Source organism: Actinomyces sp. MRS3W, from assembly GCF_032465695.1.
In the GTDB taxonomy this organism is placed as follows: Bacteria; Actinomycetota; Actinomycetes; order Actinomycetales; family Actinomycetaceae; genus Actinomyces.
In genome coordinates this window covers 1-1,848 of the sequence record NZ_JAWDJJ010000108.1, presented here as the reverse complement: position 1 = coordinate 1,848, position 1,848 = coordinate 1, and the positions used below count along the sequence as shown (strand labels likewise).

Below are 1,848 nucleotides of genomic sequence, written 5' to 3'. Positions count from 1 at the left end.
CCCGGACGCCTGTCCAGAAGGCCGCCCCAGCCCAGGCGCGCGACGGCGTCGGCGTCGAGAATTGTGCCGAAGCCGAGGAAACGGGCCACGCGAGCGCTGCCGGGGTCGGCCCACAGCCCTTCCGGGGTGTCCACGCGCAGCAGACGGCCCGCGCTCATGACCCCGACCCGGTCGGCGACGCTCATGGCCTCATCCTGGTCGTGGGTGACATACAGGGCGGTGGTGCCCTGCGCCTTGAGCACGGCGCGCAGCTCGGTGGTGAGTTGCTCGCGCAGGGCGCGGTCGAGCGCGGACAGCGGCTCGTCCAGCAGCAGCAGCCGTGGGCGCGGCGCGAGGGCGCGGGCGAGGACCACCCGCTGCGCCTGCCCGCCCGACAGCGTGGTCACGGCCCGGCTCCCGTAGCCCGGCAGGCCGACCAGCTCCAGCATCTCCTCCACGCGGCGCTCGCGCTGGGCGCGCGGCAGGCCGGTGAGCCCGTAAGCGATATTGCCGGCGACGTCGCGGAAGGGGAACAGCTGGCCGTCCTGGAACATGAGCCCAAAACCGCGCCGGTGCACGGGGACGGGGACGACGTCGCGCCCGTCCCAGGTGATGGTGCCGCCGGCAATGTCCTCCAGACCGGCGACGGCGCGCAGCAGGGAGGATTTGCCGCTTCCGGAGGCGCCCAGCAGGGCGAGGATCTGGCCGCGCGGCACGTCGAGGCTGACGGCGTCGACGGCGATCAGCGGCCCCACGGAGCGGGTGGCGGGGTAGACGACGGTCAGGTCGCGCACGCCCAGACCGGAGGCGGTAGCACGGGCCTGCTCGGGGCCCGGGCCCTCCGAAGCACCCGGACCCATTTCCTCGGGGATGCCCGGGCCCTCCGAGATGCCGTGGGAGGCGGTGGGCTCGGTCATGTGAGTTCTCCTCGGATGTGGCTGGGTTGCATGCTGAGCGTCATATGTGCCGGTTTCGGTACGTAACAAGTGCCGGTTTCGGTACGTCATTAGTACCGGTTTCGGCATGTTATTAGTGCCGGTTTCGGTGAGGGGTTTGGAGGCGTTCGCAGGCGAGCATGAGGGCGGCGGCGCCGACCGCCAGCACCACTCCGGCGGCCAGCCCCATGCCCTGATTCTGCGCGCCCGGAGAGCCGACCAGCCGATAGACGACCACGGGCAGGGTGGGTCCCTGCGGGCGGGCGAGGAACGACGTCGCCCCGAATTCCCCCAGGCTGGTGGCCAGGGCGAAGCCGGCGGCGAGCCCGCCGGCGCGCAGCAGGTGGGGTCCGTCGACGGTCGCCAGCACTCGCCCCGGCCCGGCGCCCAGCGTGGCCGCCACCTCCCGCTGCCGGGGATCGATCGCGCGCACACCCGGCAACAGCGTGCGTACCACCAGCGGCACGGAGACCACCGCCTGCGCCAGCGGGAGGATCCACCAACTCTTCGTCAGTCCGGTCGGGGTCAGGGTGATGAGGAAGCCGAAGCCCACCGTCACCGCGGATACTCCCAGCGGAAGCATGAAGACGGCGTCGAGCAGCGCGATGCCGCGCCCCAGCAGCCGCGAGCGCGGGTTGCGGGAGAGCACCAGGCACACGGCCGTCCCCACCGCCAGGGAGATGACCATGGCGGCGGCCGCCACGCGCAGGGAGTTGCCGGCGGCCTCCCACACGGTGACCAGCAGGGCGTTGTCGCCGCCGGTGGTGGACAGGTCGGTGTAGTTGGCGAGTGTCCAGCGCCCGGCCCGCCGCAGCGAGCGGATCACCAGCACGGCCATGGGCGCCACCAGCAGGCCGCAGATGGTCGCGGCGGTGAGGGCCGCCGCCGGGGCATCGGCGAGCCGCAGCCGGGTGGCGGGCACGTCGGTGCGCAG

General features: G+C 72.9%; 2 protein-coding genes. Both read right to left on the bottom strand.

The window, feature by feature from the left end; genetic code table 11:
• A partial coding sequence (locus tag RWX45_RS03525; RefSeq protein ID WP_316022396.1) for an ABC transporter ATP-binding protein occupies nucleotides 1–839 on the bottom strand: 839 nt, incomplete at its 3' end.
• Nucleotides 840–1,008: 169 nt separating this feature from the next.
• The coding region (locus RWX45_RS03520) for an ABC transporter permease (protein WP_410050668.1) at nucleotides 1,009–1,848 on the bottom strand (840 nt) is incomplete at its 5' end.